This window comes from Pseudomonas fuscovaginae SE-1 (genome assembly GCF_000364705.1).
In the GTDB taxonomy this organism is placed as follows: Bacteria; Pseudomonadota; Gammaproteobacteria; order Pseudomonadales; family Pseudomonadaceae; genus Aquipseudomonas; species Aquipseudomonas fuscovaginae_A.
Map to the genome: position 1 here is coordinate 1 of NZ_AQOH01000212.1, position 6,316 is coordinate 6,316.

Consider the following 6,316-nt stretch of genomic DNA (forward strand, 5'->3'; position numbering starts at 1 on the left):
CGCGGCCTTGCAAACGGTCATCGACCGCCATGACATCCTGCGCAGTTCAGTGCACTGGACCGGCCTGCCACAGGCCGTACAGGTGGTCCATCGCCAGGTGCAACTGCCGGTGGAAACCCTAACCCTGAACCCCGGCGAAGACCCGCGCGGCCAGTTGGAACGCCTGAGCGACCCGCGTCGGCTGCGCCTGAACCTGCAACAGGCGCCCCTGCTGCGCGCCTGTATCGCCCGTGACCCGCAGTCCGAGCGCTGGTTGCTGGCCCTGCTCGACCACCACATGATCAGCGACCATGTCTCCCTGGGTATCGTGCTCGAAGAGATCCGCGCCCTGATGGAGAGCCAGGCTGCCGCATTGCCGGCCCCGCAGCCCTATCGGGAGTTTGTCGCCCAGGTTCTCGCCACCCCGACCGAAGCCCACGAGGAATACTTCAGCCGTCGCCTGGCCGAGGTCGACGAACCCACCGCGCCGTTCGGCGTGCTGGATGTCCAGGGCGACGGTGCACGAGTCAGCGAGACCCGTCAGCATCTGGCCCCGGCCTTGAGTCTCAAGATCCGGGCCCGCGCCCAGGCCGCCGGAGTCACTCCGGCCGTGCTGTTCCATGTCGCCTGGGCCCAGGTGCTCGGACGCTGCACCAACCGCGACGACGTGGTGTTCGGCACTGTGGTCGCCGGCCGGTTGCAAGGCTCGGCGGGAGCGGATCGTGCCCTCGGGGTGTTCATCAATACCCTGCCGATCCGCGTGCAACTGGCCCCGCTCGGGGTTGCCGCACTGGTCGACGAGACCTATCGCGACCTCGGCGAGATGTTGGTCCACGAGCAGGCCTCCCTGGCCCTGGCCCAACGTTGCAGCGGCGTGGCCGCGGGCCTGCCGTTGTTCACCACGCTGTTCAACTACCGCCATTCGACCGATGGCGGCTCCCTGGCCAACCAGGACCAGGTGCTGGCCTGGGATGGCGTACGGTTCCTGAGCAACGAGGCGCGCACCAACTATCCGATCGAAGTGGCCGTCGCCGATGAGGGGAGCCGTTTCTCCCTGGTCACCCAGGCCATCGAAGGTATCGATCCACAACGTATCGCCGCCTACCTCGTCCACGCCGTCACCGAACTGGTCGAGGCCCTGGAACAGGACCCGACGCGACTGGCCGCCGACCTGCAGGTCGTGCCCGAAACCGAGCGGCGACTGCTGCTCGAGGGCTTCAACGACACCGCCACCGACTTCGGACCGGCACAACCGATCCACACCCTGTTCGAGGCCCGGGTCCGCTCCAACCCGGATGCCGTGGCCCTGGTCTGCGAAGACCGCCAACTGAGCTATCGCCAGCTCAACCGCCGCGCCAACCACCTGGCCCGGCAACTGCTTGAGCTCGGCGTGCAGCCGGACGAACGCGTCGCCATCTGCGCCGAACGCAGCCTGGAGATGATCGTCGGCCTGCTCGGCGTGCTCAAGGCCGGCGCCGCCTATGTGCCGATCGATCCGGCCCACCCGGCCGAGCGCATGGCCTTCATGTTCCACGACAGCCAGCCGCGCGCGCTGCTGACCCAGGCCGCCCTCAGCCTGCCGGCCGGCGAGTTGCCCGTGCTGCTGCTCGACACCGCCGAGTCGCGGCAGGCCGCCGAGGATCAAGCCTTCGACGCCAATCCGAGCGTGCCGGGCCTGACCCCGGAACACCTGGCCTACGTGATCTACACCTCAGGCTCCACCGGCCAGTCCAAGGGCGTGATGGTCGAGCACCGCTCGGTCTTCAACTTCTGGCACGTGCTGACCCGCACCACCCACCGGCACTGCCCGAACCCGGCCACCGTCGCGCTCAATGCCGGCTTCTTCTTCGACATGTCGATCAAGGGCATCTCGCAACTGTTCTCCGGCCACACCCTGGTGATCATCCCGCAACTGATCCGCGCCAGCGGCAGCGAGTTGCTGGACTTCCTCGAACAGCACCAGGTGCACGCCTTCGACTCGACTCCGTCGCAACTCGACACCCTGCTCGCCGCCGGCCTGCTGGAGCGGCGCAGCTACCAGCCGGTCAGCGTGCTGCTCGGGGGCGAGGCGATCAACGCCAGCACCTGGGAGAAACTGCGCAACTGCCAGACCATCCGCTTCTACAACATGTACGGCCCCACCGAGTGCACGGTGGACGCGACCATCGACCTGATCCGCGACCTGGGCGAAAAACCGAGCATCGGCCGGCCGTTCGCCAACGTCCAGGTGTATGTGCTCGATGCCCATGGCGAGCCTGCGCCACTGGGCGTGGCCGGGGAAATCCATATCGGCGGTGCCGGGGTGGCCCGTGGTTATCTCAACCGCGACGGGTTGAGCGCCGAACGTTTCATCGCCGACCGGTTCAGCCCGGTGCCCGGTGCCCGCCTGTACAAGACCGGTGACCTGGGCCGCTGGCTGGCCGATGGCACCCTGGAATACCTGGGCCGCAACGACTTCCAGGTGAAGATCCGCGGTTTCCGCATCGAACTGGGGGAAATCGAGAACGCCCTGCTCGCGGTGGCGGGTGTTCGCGAAGCGGTGGTCATCGCCCGTGACGACCAACGCCTGGTGGCCTACCTGTGCGGCAAGCCGGCGCCTGCCGAACAACTGCGCGGCGAACTGCTCAAGCACCTGCCCGAATACATGGTGCCCAGTGCCTTCGTGCATCTGGACAAGCTGCCACTGACCGCCAACGGCAAGCTCGACCGCCGTGCCCTGCCCGCACCGGGTGCCGAATCCCTGGCCAGCAAGGCCTACGAGGCTCCGGTCGGTGATACCGAAACAGCCATCGCCGAAATCTGGAAGACCCTGCTCGGTCTCGACCAGGTCGGTCGTCACGACGGCTTCCTCGAACTGGGCGGCCATTCCCTGTTGACCGTACAGCTCCAGGCCCGCCTGCATCAGGAACTCGGCGCCGAAATCGACCTGCGCACCCTGTTCGCCATCGGCTCCCTGCAAGCCCTCGCCCAGTGCGTCGACCAGGCCACTCGCTCGTCCGTGCGGAGCATCGAGGCCGTGCCCCGTGACCAGGATCTACCGCTGTCCCTGGCCCAGCAACGGCTGTGGTTCCTCGATCAACTGGATCACGCCGCCAGCATCGCCTACCACATGCCGGCGGCCCTGCGCCTGCGCGGCCAGCTCGATCGCCAGGCCCTGCAACGCGCCCTGGACCGCATCGTCGCCCGGCACGAAAGCCTGCGCACCACCTTCGAACGCCAGGGCGATGACGTGCGCCAGCACTTCGCCCCAGCGGACATCGGTTTCAGTCTGATCGAGCATGACCTGCGGGACCTGGACGCGCGGGCCCGGCAACAGGCCGTTGAGCGACTGGGCCGTGAGGAAGCCGGCGCACCGTTCGACCTGAGCCGGGGCCCACTGATCCGTGGGCGCCTGCTGCAACTGGCCGCCGACGAGCATGTCCTGTTGGTCACCCAGCACCATATCGTCTCCGATGGCTGGTCCGTGGCCGTGCTGATCGGCGAATTCAATCGCCTCTACGCCGCCTTCAGCCAGGGCCTGGACGATCCACTGCCAGCACTGCCCCTGCAATACGCCGACTACGCCGCCTGGCAGCAGCAACACCTGCAAGGCGAACGCCTGCAGGCCCAGACCCGCTTCTGGAGTGAACACCTAGACGGAGCCCCAGCTCTGCTGGAACTGCCCGGCGACCGTCCGCGGCCGCAGGTGCAAAGCTACCTCGGTGCGACCCTGCCGCTGGAACTGCCAGCCACGCTCAGCACCCGACTGCGCCAGTTCAGCCAGCAACAGGGCCTGACCCCGTTCATGACCCTGCTGGCCGCCTGGTCGATCCTGCTGTCGCGCCTGAGCAACCAGGCCGAGGTGGTGGTCGGCACCCCGGTGGCGAACCGTCCACGCCAGGAAACCGAGGCGCTGATCGGCTTCTTCGTCAACACCCTGGCCCTGCGCGTCGATGTCCAGGCCCACGAGCGCGTCGACCAGTTGCTGGCCCGGATCAAGGCCATCACCCTGGATGCCTACGATCATCAGGAACTGCCGTTCGAACAGGTGGTGGAAGCCCTGCAACCGGAACGCAGCCTCGGTCACAGCCCGCTATTCCAGGCCATGCTGGTACTGGGCAACACCCCGCAAGACCAGGCGCTGTCCGTGCCCGGCCTGGATATCGAACCGCTGCAACAGGCCACCGGCACCACCCAGTTCGACCTGAGCCTGTCGCTCAACGACGACGGTGAAAGCATCCGCGGCCAGTTCGAATACGCCACCGACCTGTTCGACGAAAGCACCATCGCCCGCTGGGGCCGCCATCTGCTGCACCTGCTCGACGCCCTGCTCGGCGACACTGCGCAGCCGCTGGCAAGCCTGCCGCTGCTCAATCACCAGCAGCGTCGCGAGTTGCTCATCGGTTTCAACCCGACTTATGCGCCGTTCAACGAAGGACTACTGTTGCAGGAAGTCTTCGAACAACAGGTGCAGGCGCGCCCCGAGGCCATCGCGGTCCAGGCCGAAGGCGCCGCTCTCAGTTATGCCGAACTCAACGCCCGGGCCAACCGCCTCGCCCATCGCCTGATCGCCGAAGGCCTGCAACCGGATGAACGGGTGGCGCTGCTGGTGGAGCGCAGCCCGGAAATGATCGTCGGCATCCTGGCCATCCTCAAGGCCGGGGGCGCCTATGTGCCGCTGGATCCGAACTACCCGCAGGACCGCCTGCAACACATGCTCGACGACAGCATGCCACGCGTGCTGCTGGGCCAGCGGGATCTGATCGCAAAACTGCCGCCACTGGCGATCCCCAGCCTGTCGCTGGCGGACAGCCCTGGCAACGATGCCAACCCACGGATCGCCGGCCTGACCTCGCGTCACCTGTGCTACGTGATGTACACCTCCGGCTCCACCGGCAAGCCCAAAGGCGTGATGCTCGAACATCGCTCCGTGTGCAACCAGATCGGTGCCCTGCAGGAGCGCTACGGCCTCAATCCGCAGGACCGCATCCTGCAATTCGCCAGCATGACCTTCGACATGTCCGTCGAGGAGATCTTCGGCGCCCTGCTCTCCGGCGCCACCCTGGTACTGCGCAGTGATGCCTGGATCGCCGGCACCGCCGCCTTCGCCGCGTTGTGCGAGCAATACGCGATCACCGTCGCCAACCTGCCCACCGTGTTCTGGCAACAGATCGCCCGCGATGCCCATGTGCCGCTGCCCACTTCTCTGCGTCAGTTCATGATCGGCGGTGAAGCGGTCGGCAAGCAGGCCGTGACCCAGTGGTTCGAACGCGAAACCCATCGGCCGGCGCTGTTCAACGCCTACGGCCCGACCGAAGCCACGGTCAACGCCTCGATCCGTCTGATGGAGCGCGACAGCGAAGACTTCCGCTGCATCGGCACGCCGCTGCGCAATACCCAGCTGCATGTGCTGGATGCCGTCGGCAACCTCGCCCCACTGGGCGTGGCCGGTGAACTGCATATCGGTGGCGTCGGCGTTGCCCGTGGCTACCTCAACCGGCCCGAACTGAGTGCCGAGCGCTTTATCGCCGACCCGTTCACCACCGCACCGAACGCCCGCCTGTACAAAACCGGCGACCTGGCCCGCTGGCGCGCGGACGGCACCCTGGAATACCTGGGCCGCAACGACGACCAGGTGAAAATCCGTGGTTTCCGGGTCGAACTGGGGGAAATCGAGGCCGCGCTCGCCGCCTGCGAAGGCATCGACGAAGCCGTGGTGGTCGCCCGCGAAAGCCAGCCGGGCCGGTCCGACAGCAAGCGCCTGGTCGCCTACCTGTGTGGCGACGCCGTGCCGGTCGAGCAAGTGCGTGCGACCCTGCTGGAAAGCTTGCCGGAGTACATGGTGCCGAGCGCCTATGTGCACCTGGAAGCCATGCCGTTGACCCCCAACGGCAAGCTGGACCGCCGCGCCCTGCCCGCGCCGGGTCAGGAAGCCTTTGCCAGCCGTGCCTATGAAGCCCCGCGCGGCACGCTCGAGCAGATCGTCGCCGGCGTCTGGCAGGACCTGCTGGGTATCGAGCAGGTCGGCCGGCACGATCGCTTCTTCGAACTCGGCGGTCACTCGCTGCTGGCCGTCAGTCTGATCGACCGCCTGCGCCAGCATGGCCTCAACGCCAGCGTACGTACCGTGTTCACCGCCCCCAGCGTGCGCGAGATGGCCCAGGCCATCGATCGCGACAGCCAGGCCCTGTTCCAGGCGCCGGCCAACCGCATTCCGGCCGGCTGCACCCGGTTGACGCCAGACATGCTGCCGCTGGTGACGCTGAACGCCACCCAACTGGAGCGTCTCGTCAGCACCATTCCCGGCGGGGCCACCAATATCCAGGACATCTACCCGTTGGCCCCGTTGCAGGAAGGT

The 6,316-nt window shown here is 67.0% G+C and carries 1 protein-coding gene; it reads left to right on the forward strand.

Annotated features, from left to right (window positions below; translation table 11 throughout):
* A partial coding sequence (locus tag K675_RS30995) for a non-ribosomal peptide synthetase (protein ID WP_017905101.1) occupies positions 1-6,316 on the forward strand: 6,316 nt, incomplete at both ends.